The 15,541-nt window shown below is 55.9% G+C and carries 16 protein-coding genes and 1 pseudogene; 8 read left to right on the forward strand and 9 right to left on the reverse strand.

The genetic code is table 11. From position 1 onward, the window contains the following. The first annotated feature begins 500 nt into the window (after window positions 1-500). The 3 genes from chrA (at window position 501) to M0808_RS21995 (ending at window position 5,182) form a co-directional block, all read left to right on the forward strand. Window positions 501-1,844, forward strand: a complete 1,344-nt coding sequence (gene chrA / locus M0808_RS21985) for a chromate efflux transporter (RefSeq protein WP_247842404.1) — start codon at window positions 501-503, stop codon at window positions 1,842-1,844. 537 nt (window positions 1,845-2,381) lie between these two features. Next, window positions 2,382-3,746 (forward strand): glutamine synthetase family protein, encoded by a 1,365-nt coding sequence (locus tag M0808_RS21990; protein ID WP_247842405.1) that lies wholly within the window; start codon window positions 2,382-2,384, stop codon window positions 3,744-3,746. A 152-nt stretch (window positions 3,747-3,898) separates the two neighbouring features. Further along, window positions 3,899-5,182, forward strand: coding sequence for an FAD-binding oxidoreductase (locus M0808_RS21995; RefSeq protein ID WP_247842406.1), 1,284 nt, complete (start codon window positions 3,899-3,901; stop codon window positions 5,180-5,182). 192 nt (window positions 5,183-5,374) lie between these two features. On the opposite strand, the gene M0808_RS22000 is transcribed toward M0808_RS21995, so the two are convergent. The 7 genes and pseudogenes from M0808_RS22000 to M0808_RS22030 form a co-directional block, all read right to left on the reverse strand. Continuing rightward, window positions 5,375-6,160, reverse strand: coding sequence for a DeoR/GlpR family DNA-binding transcription regulator (locus tag M0808_RS22000; RefSeq protein WP_247842407.1), 786 nt, complete (start codon window positions 6,158-6,160; stop codon window positions 5,375-5,377). Between the two features lie 249 nt (window positions 6,161-6,409). Further along, window positions 6,410-6,631 (reverse strand): annotated as a pseudogene (locus tag M0808_RS22005) (LysR family transcriptional regulator); the annotation flags it as partial. A gap of 146 nt (window positions 6,632-6,777) precedes the next feature. Then, window positions 6,778-8,127: a hypothetical protein gene (locus tag M0808_RS22010; RefSeq protein ID WP_247842408.1), complete on the reverse strand. Its 1,350-nt coding sequence runs from the start codon at window positions 8,125-8,127 to the stop codon at window positions 6,778-6,780. Window positions 8,128-8,254: 127 nt separating this feature from the next. Beyond that, the gene (locus M0808_RS22015) at window positions 8,255-9,274 is read right to left on the reverse strand and encodes an AbrB family transcriptional regulator (RefSeq protein WP_247842409.1); all 1,020 of its coding nucleotides are present in this window, start codon (window positions 9,272-9,274) and stop codon (window positions 8,255-8,257) included. 102 nt (window positions 9,275-9,376) lie between these two features. Further along, window positions 9,377-10,054, reverse strand: coding sequence for a DUF5710 domain-containing protein (locus tag M0808_RS22020; RefSeq protein WP_247842410.1), 678 nt, complete (start codon window positions 10,052-10,054; stop codon window positions 9,377-9,379). A gap of 42 nt (window positions 10,055-10,096) precedes the next feature. Then, window positions 10,097-10,519, reverse strand: coding sequence for an HD domain-containing protein (locus M0808_RS22025; protein ID WP_247842411.1), 423 nt, complete (start codon window positions 10,517-10,519; stop codon window positions 10,097-10,099). 15 nt (window positions 10,520-10,534) lie between these two features. Next, a complete protein-coding gene (locus tag M0808_RS22030) occupies window positions 10,535-10,924 on the reverse strand; it encodes a hypothetical protein (protein WP_247842412.1) in 390 nt (129 codons plus the stop codon). 168 nt (window positions 10,925-11,092) lie between these two features. Here M0808_RS22030 and M0808_RS22035 point away from each other — a divergent pair, with 168 nt between their 5' ends. The 4 genes from M0808_RS22035 to M0808_RS28595 are packed head-to-tail and all read left to right on the forward strand — an operon-like array spanning window position 11,093 to window position 13,689. Next, window positions 11,093-11,623: a PAAR domain-containing protein gene (locus M0808_RS22035; RefSeq protein ID WP_247842413.1), complete on the forward strand. Its 531-nt coding sequence runs from the start codon at window positions 11,093-11,095 to the stop codon at window positions 11,621-11,623. Next, entirely contained in the window at window positions 11,620-12,513 is an 894-nt protein-coding gene (locus M0808_RS22040) for a glycine zipper family protein (protein ID WP_247842414.1), read from the forward strand. The genes M0808_RS22035 and M0808_RS22040 overlap by 4 nt, the downstream gene beginning before the upstream one ends. Before the next feature lie 7 nt (window positions 12,514-12,520). Next, window positions 12,521-13,141: a hypothetical protein gene (locus M0808_RS22045; protein WP_247842415.1), complete on the forward strand. Its 621-nt coding sequence runs from the start codon at window positions 12,521-12,523 to the stop codon at window positions 13,139-13,141. Window positions 13,142-13,194: 53 nt separating this feature from the next. Continuing rightward, window positions 13,195-13,689, forward strand: coding sequence for a hypothetical protein (locus M0808_RS28595; protein WP_348773057.1), 495 nt, complete (start codon window positions 13,195-13,197; stop codon window positions 13,687-13,689). Window positions 13,690-13,704: 15 nt separating this feature from the next. Here M0808_RS28595 and M0808_RS22055 read toward each other — a convergent pair whose 3' ends face one another. Both M0808_RS22055 and M0808_RS22060 read right to left on the reverse strand, forming a co-directional pair. Then, window positions 13,705-14,136 (reverse strand): hypothetical protein, encoded by a 432-nt coding sequence (locus M0808_RS22055; protein ID WP_247842416.1) that lies wholly within the window; start codon window positions 14,134-14,136, stop codon window positions 13,705-13,707. Window positions 14,137-14,216: 80 nt separating this feature from the next. Beyond that, a complete protein-coding gene (locus tag M0808_RS22060; protein WP_247842417.1) occupies window positions 14,217-14,642 on the reverse strand; it encodes a hypothetical protein in 426 nt (141 codons plus the stop codon). Between the two features lie 600 nt (window positions 14,643-15,242). Between M0808_RS22060 and M0808_RS22065 the strand changes: the two genes are divergently transcribed. Then, window positions 15,243-15,530: a fructose-bisphosphate aldolase gene (locus M0808_RS22065; protein WP_247842418.1), complete on the forward strand. Its 288-nt coding sequence runs from the start codon at window positions 15,243-15,245 to the stop codon at window positions 15,528-15,530. The last annotated feature ends 11 nt before the right edge of the window (window positions 15,531-15,541 follow it).

Raw genomic sequence — 15,541 nt, forward strand, 5'->3', positions numbered from 1 at the left:
ATAATCGACTCGATCTCTCGGGTCGATGGATGACGCCAGACACCTCGGTCGGCCCCTTCACGCGCAGGCGTATGGCTGAAGATCAAATCCATAATCGACTCGATCTTTCAGGTCGATGGATAACGCCAGACACCTCGGTCGGCCCCTTCACGCGCAGGCGTATGGCTGAAGATCAAATCCATAATCGACTCGATCTTTCAGGTCGATGGATGACGCCAGACACCTCGGTCGGCCCCTTCACGCGCAGGCGTATGGCTGAAGATCAAATCCATAATCGACTCGATCTCTCAGGTCGATGGATGACGCCAGACACCTCGGTCGGCCCCTTCACGCGCAGGCGTATGGCTGAAGATCAAATCCACAATCGACTCGATCTCTCAGGTCGATGGATGACGCCAGACACCTCGGTCGGCCCCCTCTCCCTCTGGGAGAGGGCTGGGGTGAGGGTTGAAAGTCTGATTAGATAGCCACTCCGCCAGGATTAAACTCCGGAGTCTCGTTTGAGCACAGCGCCCAACAACCTGCCCCGCCCCGCTCCCGTCACCCTGCGCCAGGCCTGGCGCTTCTGGCTCAAGCTCGGCTGCATCGGTTTCGGCGGCCCGGCCGGGCAGATTGCGATCATGCATCAGGAACTGGTCGAGCGCCGGCGCTGGATCTCCGAGCGACGCTTTCTGCATGCACTCAACTACTGCATGTTGCTGCCCGGCCCCGAAGCCCAGCAACTGGCGACCTATATTGGCTGGCTGTTGCATCGCACCTGGGGCGGGGTGATCGCCGGGGCGCTGTTCGTGCTGCCGTCGCTGTTCATCCTGATTGCGCTGTCGTGGCTGTACATCGCGTTCGGTGATGTGCCGGTGGTGGCCGGGATCTTCTACGGGATTAAACCGGCAGTCACCGCGATTGTCTTGCACGCCGCGCACCGTATCGGTTCGCGGGCGCTGAAAAACAGTTGGTTGTGGGCGATCGCCGGGGCGTCATTCGTGGCTATTTTTGCCTTGAATATGCCGTTCCCGCTGATCGTCCTCGGTGCAGCGTTGCTCGGCTATTTTGGCGGACGCCTGGCGCCACAGCGCTTTAACAATGGCGGGCAGCGCGGCAGTGCCAAATCCTTCGGCCCGGCGCTGATCGATGACGACACGCCGACACCCGAGCATGCGCGATTCAGCCTGCCGAAACTGTGGCGTCTGCTGCTGGTTGGCGCAGCGCTGTGGTGTTTACCGATGGGCCTGCTGACCGCGCTGTTCGGCTGGGATGGCACCTTCACGCAAATGGGCTGGTTCTTCACCAAGGCCGCATTGCTGACCTTCGGCGGCGCTTACGCGGTGTTGCCCTACGTCTATCAGGGCGCGGTCGGGCACTATGGCTGGCTGACGCCGACGCAGATGATCGACGGCCTCGCCCTCGGCGAAACCACGCCCGGACCGTTGATCATGGTGGTGGCGTTTGTCGGTTTCATCGGCGGTTACGTGCAACCGGCGTTCGGCGCGGAACATGCGTTCGCCGCGGGCGCACTGGCGGCGACGCTGGTGACCTGGTTCACCTTCCTGCCCTCGTTCCTGTTCATCCTCGCTGGCGGGCCGTTGGTGGAATCAACGCACAACGAACTGAAGTTCACTGCACCGCTGACCGCGATCACTGCGGCAGTGGTCGGGGTGATTCTGAACCTGGCGTGTTTCTTCGCTTATCACGTGTTCTGGCCCAACGGATTTGCCGGGCACGCGGATCTGTTTTCGATCGGGCTGGCGCTGCTGGCGGCGTTGGCGCTGTTCATTTTCAAACGCGGGGTGATCGAAGTGTTGATCGTTTGCGCCCTTGCCGGGCTGGGCTTTCATCTGATGCGCTGAATCCTGGCCTGCGAATCTCCCGTTTACACGCCCGCGAATTCCCCCTTACTATCCGGGCACACCGGTCGGCGGGCCTGCCCCGCCACCGACGTTTTCCGCCAACGGAAACACGCGTTATGAGCACGTCACCACAACAACCAGAAAGGTTGAACGTCTCCGCTGTGTGCGCCCTCTGTCACAGGGGCCGCGCATGAATCGCATCGTCAATCTCCCCATGGCCCTGCGCCGTTCCAAGCTGCGTCACTCCGCACGCCCGCCGGATATCGCCTGCTGATTTCTGTCAGTCAGTAAAGATCCATTGTGGTGAGGGGATTCATCCCCGATGGACTGCGCAGCAGTCCCTATCTTTTTGGCCCGCTACGCGCGCCGTCGGGGATAAATCCCCTCACCACAGTTTCAGTGTCACTTCCGACTGCCGGGCATTAGCGAAATACTTTTTTCTTTTTGATATCCCTGCCAGGACACCCACGCCTATTTACCGCGTCGTGTCCGGCCCGATCCTGCGCGCCCATGCGGCGCCATCGTGAGTGATTGACCATGAAATTCGCAGCCACCGAAGACGCACGCCTGTTCCTTGAACAGAATCCCGATATCGACATGATCGAGTTGTTCATCCTCGACGCCAACGGCGTGCCACGGGGAAAGTTGTTGCACCGCGAGGAACTGCTCGCCGTATACGAAAGCGGACGCCCGCTGCCCAGCACCATTCTCGGCCTGACTGTGCAGGGCGAAGACGTGGAAAACTCCGGGCTGGTGTGGGACGTCGGCGACATCGACTGCCGCGCCTACCCGCTCGAAGGCAGTCTGGTGCGCCTGCCGTGGCGGCAGATTCCGACCGCAGCGGTGCAGGTCAGCATGCACCCGAGCGAGGGAATGCCGGCGAGCATCGCCGACCCGCGTCATCTACTGATCAAGGTGATCGACGGCCTCAAGGCCGAGGGTTTTCACCCGGTGATGGCGTGCGAGCTGGAGTTCTATCTGCTCGACGCCAAACGCGATCACAACGGTCGCCCGCAACCGGCGCTGGACGCCGACGGTGGCCGACCGCGACACACCCAGGTCTACGGTTTGCGTGAACTGGAGCAGATCGAACCGTTCCTCGCCGACCTCTACGACGCCTGCAAACTGCACGGCATTCCGGCGCGCACGGCGATCTCGGAATACGCCCCGGGCCAGGTGGAAATCACCCTCGAACACGGCGACGCGTTGCTCGCGATGGATCAGGCGGTGCGCTACAAACGCCTGGTCAAAGCGGTGGCGCACAAGCACGGCATGCGGGCGACGTTCATGGCCAAGCCGTTCGATGATCTGGCCGGTACCGGCATGCACATGCACGTCAGCCTCGCCGATGCCGAAGGGCGCAATCTGTTTGCTTCCGAGGACCCGGCCGGTACGCCGCTGCTGCGCACCGCGATTGGCGGCATGCTCGCCTCGCTGCTCGATTCGCTGCTGCTGTTCTGCCCCAATGCCAACTCCTACCGGCGCTTCCAGGCCAACAGCTACGCGCCATTGGCGCCGACCTGGGGCGTCGACAACCGCACCGTCAGCCTGCGCGTGCCGGGCGGGCCGGCCAACACCCGGCACATCGAACACCGCATCTGCGGCGCCGACGCCAACCCGTATCTGGCGGCGGCCGCGATCCTCGCCGGGATCCATCGTGGCATTCGCGAAAGTCTTGATCCGGGGGCGCCGGTCGAGGGCAACGGCTATGCGCAAGCCAAGGAATTGCTGCCGACCGACTGGCTGACTTCGCTGCAGGCGCTGGAGAATTCTGCGTGGGCACGGGATGCCCTGGGGCAGGAATTTCTCGGGGTGTATCTGGCGGTGAAGCGTGCCGAGTACCGGCAGTTCATGGCCGAGGTGGGTGAGCAGGATTGGCGTTGGTACCTGACCGAAGCCTGAAGCCACAGCATCAATCCCCCCTGTAGGAGCGGGCTTGCTCGCGAAGGCGTCGTCACATTCAATATTTCAGTGACTGACCCACCGCATTCGCGAGCAAGCCCGCTCCCACAGGGGATTGCACCCTGACTCCCGAATTTTGTGTGGACACTGACATGACCCAACGCTGCAATTCCTACTACACCGCCACCCTCAACCAGGACACCGACTACCCGACCCTGCAGGGCCGGCATCAGGTCGATGTGGTGATCATCGGCGGCGGTTTCACCGGCGTCGCCACCGCCGTCGAACTCGCCGAAAAAGGCCTGAAAGTCGCCATCGTCGAAAGCCACAAGATCGGCTGGGGCGCCACCGGACGCAATGGTGGCCAAGTCACCGGCAGCCTCTCCGGCGACGGTGCGATGCGTAAACAGATGCGCCCGAAACTCGGTGATGAAGTCGACGATTTCATCTGGCACCTGCGCTGGCGCGGGCATGAAATCATCCGGCAGCGCGTGGCGAAATACGGCATTCAGTGCGATCTCAAGCACGGTCATCTGCACGCTGCTTACAAGCCGAGCCACATGGACGGTTTGCGCAATGATTACGAGGAAGCCGTGCGTCGCGGCCTCGGAGACGAGGTCAGCCTGCTCGACCGCAGCCAAGTGCGCGACTTGCTGCAAAGCGACCTCTACCACGGCGCTATCAAGAACACCCGCAACATGCACCTGCACCCGCTCAACCTGTGCATAGGCGAAGCGCGGGCGGCGGAAAGTCTAGGTGCCTTGATCTTCGAGAACAGTGAGGTGCTGGAAATCATTCACGGCAAGACGCCAGGCGTGCGCACCGCCCACGGCCAGATCGATGCCAATCAAGTGATGCTCGCCGGCGACGTCTATCACAAGCTCGAACCGGGCCAGCTCAAGGGCAAGATTTTCCCGGCCATGGGCGGCATCGTCACCACCGCGCCGCTGGGTGATCTGGCGCGGCAGATCAACCCCGAAGACCTCGCGGTGTACGACTGCCGTTTCGTCCTCGACTACTACCGCCTCACGGCCGACGGGCGCCTGCTGTTCGGCGGCGGCGCCAACTACAGCGGCAAGGATTCACGGGACATCGCCGCCGAACTGCGCCCGTGCATCGAGCAGACCTTCCCGGCGCTAAAAGGGGTGCAGATCGACTACCAGTGGAGCTGCGCGATGGGCATCGTGATCAACCGCATCCCGCAACTGGGCAAGCTCTCGGACAACGTCTGGTATTGCCAGGGCTACTCGGGACACGGCATCGCGACGACGCACATCATGGGCGAAATCATGAGCCGCGCGATCACCGGGCAGATGGAACAGTTCGACACCTTTGCGCAGTGCCAGCATATTCGGGTGCCGATGGGGGATTTGCTGGGCAATCCGCTGCTGGCGGCGGGGATGTGGTATTACCAGATGCTTGAAAAGTTGCGTTGATCGCACTGGCCCTTTCGCGAGCAGGCTCACTCCTACAAGGGAAACGCGTTCCAACTGTAGGAGTGAGCCTGCTCGCGATGATGCCATCAGCCTCACACAAATCTCAATCAGGCATCTGCTCCCAAATTGAAATACATTCCAAATGTGGGAGCGGGCTTGCTCGCGAAGGCGCCAGCAGCCTCACTACAAATCTCAATCAGGCAACTGCTCCACCACAATCCCCAATCGCCGATAATCCTCGACACTCCCCGACGCCAGGTGCCGCTCGGTTATCAGCGTATGCAGGCGCGTACACGAAGCCACCACAAACGGCTCCACCGCGCCCAATTTATCCGCGGTGGTCACCGCAATCACCCGCGCCGCGCTGTCGAGCAGCGCCTGCTTCACCGGCACTTCATCAAAATGCAGCGAGGTGATGCCCACCTCCGGGTGAATCGCACAGACGCCGGTAAACGCCAGATCCGCCTTGATCCCGGCCAGCATGCGCACCGCCTCGTGCCCACTGGCCGACATCGTGCGCGGGTTCAGTTGTCCCCCGGCCAGAATCACTTTCACCCCCTTGTATTCGGACAAGGCAATCGCCGTCATCGGCGCGGCGGTCACCGCAGTGATCTGGATATCCGCGCGCAACGAGCGCGCCACCTGCAACGCGGTCGAACCGGAATCGAACAGCACAATCTGCCCGTCCTCGACCTTTTGCGCTGCCAACTGCGCCAGCCGCACTTTCACCTCATCGCTCTCCTCCAGACGGGTGAAGTAATCCTTTCCGCTGTCCTTGGGCCTCGGCAACGCCCCGCCATGCACGCGCTGCACCAGTCCGGCGTGGTCCAGTTCGGCCAAGTCGCGGCGGATGGTGTCTTCGGACACAGCGAAGTGCTGGCTCAACTCGGAGGCCATGACCTTGCCGTCGCGTTCGAGGATCAGGAGGATTTTCTGCCGGCGCAGGGAAGGCAGTTCGGTGACCGAATGATCGTGCATGGTTTTGCCTGTTTATGCTTGTAGTTGCAGGTTTTGCCGAGACTAGCGAAAGCCTTGGGCAAACACAAACCGGCGGGTATCAATTGTTTCGATCATTGGAATCAACATGCCGAATTTTTTCTTTGCATTCGCCCTGTTCAGAATGGCCTCACTTTAAAAAGGCTCAGGATGAACAGCTGATGAATCTCAATTTTGCGTTTGCGTGCATGATCGTCGTGTCGTTTGCGATTGCGCTGGGGCATGCGTGATTCACACGGAGGCCGCCAGGTGTTCGCGAAACCATTTGTGAGCCGGATCACGAAGCGAGCGCTCGGCCCAGAGCATCGCCATCTCGTAACCCGGCACCGCCAGCGGCGGCTCGACCACTTGCAACGCTGAACGGTCGGTACTCGCCAGCACCGACAGCAGCAGAAAGTGCAGGACCGGCAGCGTGACTTTCCTGTTCAGCCCCGCTTCCCCCAGTGCACTGTCCATCACTCCGCGCTCCCCCCGACGACACCAGCACATGATCAAGCTCGCAGTTCTTTGTGTATCGGACGGGAAACCAGATGAGGCTCGTTTTACCCATAAGGGTGAAAAACCGGAACAGAGACTGGATGGTTGTGGAGTACACGCTTCTACGCTGCCCTTCCTTTTGTATTCAATACCGCGCGACCAAAAAAACATATTTCGTCCAGGCTTAAATCCTGCGTAATCCACGGTGTAGTTTTACAAGCGTTTGAGTGGGTCTGTCTGAATTTGGCATTGCAGCATTTGTAAAAGGGACACTCCAACTGAGTTGGTTCAGTAAGACGGTCCGGATCGTTTCTGAAAAACTGAAATACATATGTAAAAGCCGCCTGAGCAATTCTCCGGCCAATTGACAGGTCCGAATCAGCCAGATCTTCAATAGAAATATCATACATAAGATCTCTCATCGGCTCATCGTCATCACCTGCCCTTTCCTGAATCAAGTAGCCGACGCCAAACTTCTCAATCGCCAAGAACAGAGCGCTTTCACCGTCGCTTGCAAACGCCTCAATCAAATCAATTTCAAAGAACGGCTCCGAAATACGATGCTTGTAGTTATTTCGCATTTTTCTAACCGTATACTTTATAGCCCGCGCCATAGGCTCGTCGACCACGCACAAACTCTCAACCAGATCAAAAGTATCCGACATCGCTTGTAGATTGCCGGAAAGGTATTTTCTGGCTGCCTCAGTGAGTTTTTCGGCAGGGTCAATGCCTTTTTCAATATTTTCCTGAGCCCCTTTTAAAAAACCAATCAAAAGAGCTGGAGGATCCAGATGCTGCAAAGATAGAAGCGCACATTTCAACACTGTATCGATTGGTACATCGGGACACACAGATGAGGCCAATTTTTTTACCAAGTGATACGGATCTACCGATGCAGGTAACGGCACTTCCTTTTTTAATGAAAGGTACTTATCCTCCAGCATGAAGGCGACTGATTCAACAATCTCATGACAGCCAATCGTGACATTTTCAACCAACTGTTCATCCGCCCCTCCGATTTCGACCTTACACACCAGATCCGTACACTTATACATCGGATCTCCATCAATAAAGCTGACGCGCTCATCGACTGTTAAAAACCTGACATCCGCAGGCATCAAACCAACAGGCAAATTGTTATTTTTTGCCTTCCTGATATAAAGCCTATGCTTGAACTGTTTTTGTATATCGAGATTATTCGAAAACTTCTGCGCCTCATCATACTCAAATTCAACGCCATAAATATTGGTCCTGACATTAGACCAAAGAATCGCCGCGTGACCATAAGCACCGACCCCATGAATCGTCGACACATTATGTAGAAAATGAATCCATTCATGAATAAAAAACCCCATCTGATGTGGTGTTTCAAAACCCTTCAGATCATCCGGATCAGAAAAGGGCTGAAAAATCGATTTGAATCGTATAACTTGAAAATCCGGGGTATAACTAGCTGCCGTATTACTGTACATCAGTCCTCCTTGAGATTTAGCTTTTAGGATCCCGACAAAGGATTGCCCGATAAATAGAAACCGATGTTGCACGCTGCTTTCAATATCGACACTCGCGCTTTAACTTCGGAATATTGTGCCGGCAAAATCATGCACTCTCTCGACTGCGCCGCACCTGCACCAACAACGCCGGCGCAAAGTGCAACACCACCATCCGTACCAGATGGTGAGTCAGGATAAACACCACGTTCAACCCGCCACCAAACGCAACGATGGCAATGGTCTCAATGGCCCCCGGCATATACGCCAGCCACAGCGACAACGCATCACTGCCCAGCAACCGCGCCGCCACTTCGGCGAACCCCGCCGCGACCAGAATCATCAAACCCACCGACACCAACGCCGTGCGGCCATGACGAGCCAGTTCCGCCAGGCCAAGGCCCTGAAAACGTGAGCCGATCCGCACGCCGAGAATCAGCGCCGCCAGATTCAGGCTCCAGTCCGGCATGTGAAAACCGTGCAGCCATCCCGATTTCAGGAACACGGCCGTCAGGATAATCGCCGTCAACATGAACGGCGCCGGCACACCAACCGCCAGCAGCAATCGCCCGACCACCACGCTCGAAATGATCAACGAGAACACGGTCAACGCCATGCCCGTGGACAGCGGATCGACCTCGGCCACCGCGACCGGTGCCTGACCGGGAATCAGCAAACTCACCAGCACCGTGATCAGCAGCAAACGCATCAGGTGCACGATGATGACCTTGCTCGACGCTTGATGCGATTCCAGCAAATCAAACACCGCCGCCAGCGCTCCCGGATACACCGCCAGCAAGGCATCGGTACGATTCCACCCTGCCCCGCGCGCCAGCCACAAGGCGGACAGCGCCACTTGTACTGTGAGGCACAGCAGCAACAGGCCAAGACTTGGCAACATCGTCGAGACGGTCGCGCTGTCCCAGGCTTCGAACATCAACCCGGTGGCGATGCCCAGGGTGACCTGGATGTAACCCAAGCCATAGGGGGTCTTGGGTGCGAAACCGAATCGAGTGGCAGCAAGTGCCGTGACGAGGATCGAGCCCAACAGCAAACCGTGGGGCACACCTTCGAACTGCAACAGCGCACCGAATCCGGCAGCAATCAACAAACACAGAATGGATTTCATCAACTCTCCAATAGTCGAAAAGACGCAATCGTGATTCGTTTTCTAATGCAGTGCCTTACACCAGAAAGGCAGGTCACTGCCGTACGAGCAATACGCGCGCAGTCAACAGCTTTTGAGTTGCATGAAATCTACGAAGTCTTCGGTGGACCATCCCAGGCTGCCGTTGCCATCGAACCGTTCCCTGACCAAGTGCAAGGTCATCGCACTTGCTGCATCTGGAGACATTGGGAAAAACGCACCTCCAGGCTCGCTGTGCATGTAGAAATCACCCAGTTTTGCAGAACAGTGTTCGCAGTGATTCATGTAATAAACCATTCCCGCCTTTTGGCTGTAGTCAGGCTGATAGCGAGTGGTATAGGTACGAAGCTGTTTGATGACTGAAGGCGACAAGGTGAGCACATCGGACAATCCAGCCCGGAATCCATCGCATACCCAGTAGCCAAGTCCGCGTTCCAGTGAGAAGTCGGTTTCTTCGTCCTCTTCGGCAAACTCGAACTGCTCGTGTTCTTCTGGAAGCCTGAATGAGAAAACACGAGTCAGGCAGTAGCATTTCCAACATTCTGTAGCCGACTGCAAGATGAAATAATACGGTGAGCGCACATGGAATTCCGGCTCATGCTCCAAACCAAACGCAGTCAACTGTGGCACCCAACGCGCAAAAGCCTCCGCGCTCGTACCTTCTGGCACATACCAGGTCTTCACTTGAGGATCCCAACGTGCACCAAGAAGTTTGGCTTGATCCTTTTCAGCGAAAGGGACATTCAAATCAATTCGTGCCATCTGCCGCTCTCTTCATCCATGATTATTTGATTCAAAACGCGATCAGGCGCGCAACCGTCCAATCGCCCGCCGATATTTTTCGACCCGCTCCAGATCCTCCCAACTCGGCGAGGCAATCCGCGACAGGTCGCTGTTTTCTTCCAGATCCGCCAGCTTCACCACCCGCCCGATCGGGTTCTGCGCCGCGCGCTCGACGAAGTCCTCATAGGATTCGCCCGGCACCTTGGTGACCGATTCGATGGCTGACAAGACTTCTTCGCTGAAGCCTTCCTTGCGCAAATCATCCAGGCTGATGCCGCAATCCTCGACCACATCGTGCAGTACCGCGACGATGCGTTCTTCCAGGCTGTTCATGCGCAACATGACCTTCAGCGGATGCAAAATGTACGGCGCACCGCCCTTGTCCACCTGCCCCGCGTGGGCCGTGGCAGCAATCGCGATGGCACGTTCCAGAGTCTGGGTCATGAAAGTTTCCTCGGGTCAGACGCCGTACCGGCCGCCAATATAGAAGTGGCGCTTGAACCAACGCCCAATCGCCTGCAAACGCCCGGCTGGCTGCACCGGCTCGGCGTAGCGCCGGAGAATCAGCGAGACCAGATCAGCCTGACTTTCCCTCGGATGAGCATTCAGCAACTCGGCCACCCAGGCACAACCGGCCTTCTTCAAATGCTCACGCCATTCACCGGGCCAGCCATCCAGCTCATCCAGAGCCAGCCACCGCGCACCACCCTGCTCCACATGCCCGCCGCCGATCGACTGCTCGAAACAGAACGGCGTCGCCGGTCGGGACAGGTCGATGCTGAAGATGTAGATATCCTGGGTTTTGTGCTGCGGCGTGGGGGCGTTGTTGCGGCTGCCGATCTGAATCATGCGCGGTTCCGTCCGTGGGAGAGGCGTTACAACTTGTTTCGCAGTCTACGACGTGGTGTGGATGGGGGGAACCTTTGGTGATGAGTTGTGGGGGGACAAGTGAAATGGTCCAAACCACACTCTTTTGTGTAACATTTCCAAAACCGCGTATTAACAAGGATGTCCGCCGTGTCAGGAAAACCTGCTGCCCGAATTACTGATCCGACCTCCTGTCCACTACCTGGACATGGAGTCAATCCAATTGCCGCCGGTTCACCCGACGTTTTTTTTGATGGCTTACCTGCTGCCAGACAGAACGATCAGAGCGCTTGTGGCAGCCCTATCGTGGGAGACGTCGCTTCCACCGTGCTTATCAACGGCCTGCCTGCCGCAACCGTGGGAAGTGTCGGAGGCCACGGCAATAAAGTAATCGCCGGCTCATCAACTGTAATTATCGGAAATTCGCACACGCCCGCAGAATTCGTCCCTCCATCAGCCATGCCTCTCTGGGCCATGAAATTTGACGAAAAGTTTTGCATCGTCGGGAGTGACGGCCAACCCCTCGCCAATGTTCCGTACCACATCAAAGACGAAGCAGGCAGGGTTTATACAGGCTTCTCCGATGAATCTGGGCACACACCTCGTATCGCAACAAGCAAGCAAGAAACTCTTGAAGTTACAACCGGTGTAGCCGCGCTGGAAAAGTGGGAGGATGCATGACGGAGTTTTCGTGCAAAGTACCAACAAACAAGCAGGCGAACTCCGTTAGCAACGTCCCCGGCTACTTGATGCCTGCGAATATTCATTTATTTGTTGTCGTGGATGAAATCGGAAAGGACGGATTTCTAGTCAGAAAAATTTACTCTTCGCCCGACAATCCTCATTTAATAGCAAAAAACCTCTCTGAGCTTCAGATAAAAAACGAGGTCTGGCCAGAAAAATACGGCATGCGCTCTGTGGCACCGGATTCTGGCGCTACGGTTGCCCAGCATGTCTACAGTAGCCGAAAGTACCCTTCAGGTTATATTTCCACGAGCTCAGAGTTCCCGAATGGCTCACCAAGATTCGAAGGAAAAACTGTATACATTGACATTGAAAAAGCTAAAGCAGCAGGCTCAAAGCTAGTATCAACTGAAGAAATCCTAAAAGCACTTGAAGACTACAAAAAACACGCACCCAAAAATGTAGTAAAAATTGATGAAATTGCTGACTGGGTAAAGAACATCGACAAAGAAGTATTGGTTCAAGCGGATAAGATTCCAGCGAACGCCATTTTTACGCCTACCTCCCACAAAGTAACAAGTGCCTTTATAAAAGGTGCAAGAGTTGTACGGGTGTTCGGGATTGCGTTTACTGCATACGATCTGAAAGTCGCGACTGAAGAATCAATTAAACAAAACAGCATCAAGCCTATATCTGTTGAGGTTGTCAAACAGGCTGGTGGCTGGGGTGCGGCAATAGCTGGTGCCAGGATTGGCGTGGTGGCCGGAGCAGCAGTAGGAATCGAGACAGGCCCTGGTGCAATTGTCAGCGGCGCTATCGGAGGTATTATATTTGGCACAGCCGGGTATTTAGGTTCTACTTGGCTAACTGAATATATGCAAGAGTGAGAGCAGCATGAGCTTGATCAAAAAAATAATTGCACTTGTAAAACCAGAACCTAGCCAAGAGCAAATTGCTGGCTATAGCAAACAGGAGCTTAAAAGTTTATTTTCTCGTCCTTTAGCTCATACCAACCTACCCCCTCAGCCTCCCACTACTTCACTGGAAAGCGCTGATATCTGCGCATTTTTTTCGCAGCTCCTAATCGAACCAAAAGATTTAGTTGAATTTGAATTGCTCGTTGAATCTCACTTCAGAAAAAAAGCTGAAAGAACCCTCAACAACCTTCCGGTATTTCAGTACGAAAGTGCGTTCGCCGGCGACCGACTGATATATTTTGCATCCACTAGAGAATTCAACTCCGTCACGATTCGTTTGATAACGAACAGCCTTGACTTTCTAACGATGCTTAACCGCAAAAAATTTGCGGTCCCTCCGCCATGGTTTGCTTTTCAAGGCTACGAGCCTTCTTGGTGGGGAGGGAGCATGCAAGGTGCTCAAGAATATTACGATAACAACTACTTTTTCAGTTTTTTTACTCAACTGAGTGAAGCTGAAAAACAGTCGTACTATTACAAATTTCACGCAACTAGTGAGTGGATTGAAAGACTTGAGTTAATGTACGGCGACGAGTGAACCGAACGTTTCGCCTACAAAAAAGGGACACCGTTGGGTGTCCCTTTTTACGTTTGGATCAGGCCGAAGGATCAACGTCTCATGGCTTCGCACTGACGGCGCAGGTCCTCGCTGCTGATACCGTTGCAAGTGCCCCCGTTGGTCTTGGCTTCACAGAGTCGGCGCTGATCAGAATCGCCGATGCCATTGCAGGTGCTACCGCCTGTTTCCGCCTCACACATTCTGCGCAGATCCTGACTACCGATGCCGTTGCAAGTGCCCCCGTTGGTCTTGGCCTCGCAGTAACGACGCTGGTCCGAATCATTGATCCCGTTGCAACTGCCACTTCCGGTTTTCGCCTCACACATCCTGCGCAAATCCTGATTGTTGATACCGTTGCAACTGCCGCTACCGGACTTGGCTTCGCAATATCTGCGCTGATCCTGATCGTTGATGCCCATACAGCCAGCAGAGGCATGGCCGGCGAAGGCAAACATCAACAGCATCGCAAGTATTTTCTTCATCACACGCTTCCTTGGCTTACCAGTAAACAGACTGGCACTGGTTGACGCAATCACACTCAATCAACGCTTCATGGCTTCGCATTGATTGCGCAGATCCTGGCTGCCGATACTGTTGCAACTGCCACCACGGGTTTTGGCCTCACAGAAAAGACGCTGATCCGTGTCATTGATCGAGTTGCAGCTACCGCCTCCTGTTTCTGCATCGCACATCCTGCGCAGAGTAGTATCGTTGATGCTGTTGCAACTGCCGCCACGTGTTTTGGCCTCACAGTAACGACGTTGATCCCCGTCATTGATCGAGTTGCAACTACCACTGCCTTTTTCCGCATCGCACATCCTGCGCAGGTCCGTATTGTTGGTGTCGTTGCAGCTGCCACTGCCGGACTTGGCCTCGCAATATCTGCGCTGATCCGGATCGTTGATGTTCATGCAGCTAGCAAAGGCATGGCCGTCGAAGGCAAACATCAACAACATCGCCAGTACTTTCTTCATCACACGCTTCCTTGGTATTCCAGTCAGCAGACTGGCACTGTTTGATCCGATTTAAATGAGCCTCGCGACACGCCATCAAATCAACGCTTCATGGCTTCGCACTCGTTGCGTAGATCGGAATTGCTGATGTACGAGCAACTGCTGCCACTCTGCTTGGCATTGCACAGAGCGCGCTGGTCACTGTCGCTGATGTATGAACAGGAATAGCCCTTCTGCTCCGCCTCGCACGCCGCACGCAGATCCGAGTTATGGATGGACGCGCAACTGCTGCCGTTCTTCTTGGCGTTGCAGTAGTCACGTTGGTCACTGTCGGCGATGTACGAGCAGGATCTGCCGTTCACTTCAGCATCACAGGCCGAACGCAAATCCGAGTCGTGGATGTACGAACAACTGCTGCCCTTTTCTCTGGCTTCGCAATAGGCCCGCTGATCACTGTCACTGATGCTGGCGCACCCGGCAAACGTGTATCCGCTGAACATCAACAACATCGCAAGCACTAGTCTCATCACACACTTCCTTGGTCGACCAGGAAACAGCCTGGCACTGCTTGAGCCGATGAATGAGCGTCGCGACACGCCATCAAATTGACATCGGTTTTGAGGAAAGTTCCGGGGCTGGTATGTGTGATGATTTTTTTGATCTGAGAACGCTGTAGGAAATCACTCCGCGTGGTGAGGGAGCTTGTTCTTGCGGGGATGCGAAGCGGGCCGAAACCTGGCAAGTCATTTTTCCCTGACACTCCGCAGCCCTTGATTTACGCCGGCTACGCCGCCGACCGGGAGCGAACTCTCTTGCCACGAGTGGTGATTTCACGTCCTACAGGCTAATTGCGGCAGTGGAGAGCGGTGCCTAGAATGGGTCTGTCGCTGAACAAATTCGGCGATAGGGTTTCGCAGCCCTGACGATACGTGTAGTAACCTGACGCCCCCAAAATGGTGGCGGTCGCAATCGCGTCCGACAACCGCGCAATGGTGGCTGTGTGTGGGAGATCTTCGGGTCTGCCGGGTTCCTCGTATCCTCGGTCTGCGAACCCGCACATGGCTACCTCCCTTCGACTCGCAGCGAATGGCAGTAGCTCTTCTCACGGATACGAGGAAGCTTTACTTATGCCGATGGATAAACCGCTCCGCCAATATGCGAACATGTCCCATCCCGCCACTGAGCAGCCCGTTCTGTTCATTGATGCCGAAGCTCCGCTGCGCGACCTAAATGCTTGCGCCAGCGAACGATTGAACGCAGTGCTCAAATACCTTGACCTCATGGCATGTGTCCACCTCCCCGACCACGCCGAACAAGACATCAACACAGTCACCACCATCGCCAAAATTTTGGTTCAGGACGTGAGTGATGTGTTTCGAGTGATAGAGCAACGAGGGCTTGATATTTTTGGCTAGAATATTTGAGG

The sequence above is a fragment of the Pseudomonas sp. MWU12-3103b genome, assembly GCF_023100615.1.
Lineage (GTDB): Bacteria > Pseudomonadota > Gammaproteobacteria > Pseudomonadales > Pseudomonadaceae > Aquipseudomonas > Aquipseudomonas putida_A.

What these genes read in the sequence shown, in the direction of transcription:
- M0808_RS21990 (WP_247842405.1), top strand. Translation starts at nt 2,382, where the DNA reads ATGAAATTCGCAGCCACCGAAGACGCACGCCTGTTCCTTGAACAGAAT.
- M0808_RS21995 (WP_247842406.1), top strand. Translation starts at nt 3,899, where the DNA reads ATGACCCAACGCTGCAATTCCTACTACACCGCCACCCTCAACCAGGAC.
- M0808_RS22000 (WP_247842407.1), bottom strand. Translation starts at nt 6,160, where the DNA reads ATGCACGATCATTCGGTCACCGAACTGCCTTCCCTGCGCCGGCAGAAA.
- M0808_RS22010 (WP_247842408.1), bottom strand. Translation starts at nt 8,127, where the DNA reads ATGTACAGTAATACGGCAGCTAGTTATACCCCGGATTTTCAAGTTATA.
- M0808_RS22015 (WP_247842409.1), bottom strand. Translation starts at nt 9,274, where the DNA reads ATGAAATCCATTCTGTGTTTGTTGATTGCTGCCGGATTCGGTGCGCTG.
- M0808_RS22020 (WP_247842410.1), bottom strand. Translation starts at nt 10,054, where the DNA reads ATGGCACGAATTGATTTGAATGTCCCTTTCGCTGAAAAGGATCAAGCC.
- M0808_RS22025 (WP_247842411.1), bottom strand. Translation starts at nt 10,519, where the DNA reads ATGACCCAGACTCTGGAACGTGCCATCGCGATTGCTGCCACGGCCCAC.
- M0808_RS22030 (WP_247842412.1), bottom strand. Translation starts at nt 10,924, where the DNA reads ATGATTCAGATCGGCAGCCGCAACAACGCCCCCACGCCGCAGCACAAA.
- M0808_RS22040 (WP_247842414.1), top strand. Translation starts at nt 11,620, where the DNA reads ATGACGGAGTTTTCGTGCAAAGTACCAACAAACAAGCAGGCGAACTCC.
- M0808_RS22045 (WP_247842415.1), top strand. Translation starts at nt 12,521, where the DNA reads ATGAGCTTGATCAAAAAAATAATTGCACTTGTAAAACCAGAACCTAGC.
- M0808_RS22055 (WP_247842416.1), bottom strand. Translation starts at nt 14,136, where the DNA reads ATGAAGAAAGTACTGGCGATGTTGTTGATGTTTGCCTTCGACGGCCAT.
- M0808_RS22060 (WP_247842417.1), bottom strand. Translation starts at nt 14,642, where the DNA reads ATGAGACTAGTGCTTGCGATGTTGTTGATGTTCAGCGGATACACGTTT.
- M0808_RS22065 (WP_247842418.1), top strand. Translation starts at nt 15,243, where the DNA reads ATGCCGATGGATAAACCGCTCCGCCAATATGCGAACATGTCCCATCCC.